The sequence below is a fragment of the Pseudomonas sp. NY11955 genome, from assembly GCF_048068035.1.
Classification (GTDB): Bacteria; Pseudomonadota; Gammaproteobacteria; order Pseudomonadales; family Pseudomonadaceae; genus Aquipseudomonas.
On the sequence record NZ_JBLUPS010000056.1, the window covers coordinates 1 to 422 of the forward strand.

Genomic DNA, 422 nt, shown 5'->3' on the forward strand with positions numbered 1-422 from the left:
TTCTTCATGGTCCGTGGCGGCACCGAAGTCATCCACATCAACTTCCGCTCCGCCGAAGTCGATGCCGTGTACTTCCCGCAGGTGGAAGTGATCGGCGACATCGCCAACGCCGTGTGGCAGATCAGCGAAGCGCTGAACGACACGTCGCACTGGGACTTCACCCGCCTGATGGCCATCCGTGAAGCCAACGAAGCGCAGATCGCCGAAGGCGCCGACGACAACCGCTTCCCGGTCTACCCGCAGCGCCTGGTTGCCGACATCCGCCGTGTGCTGCCGTCCGAAGGCATCGTTGCCCTGGACAACGGCATCTACAAGATCTGGTTCGCCCGTAACTACAAGGCGCACAAGCCCAACACCGTGCTGCTGGACAACGCCCTGGCGACCATGGGCGCCGGCCTGCCTTCGGCCATGGCGGCGCACCT

The 422-nt window shown here is 64.0% G+C and carries 1 protein-coding gene; it reads left to right on the forward strand.

Annotated features, from left to right (window positions below):
- Nucleotides 1-422 (forward strand): thiamine pyrophosphate-dependent enzyme (locus tag ACNFBR_RS29280; protein WP_416737884.1); only part of this gene is annotated, 422 nt, incomplete at both ends.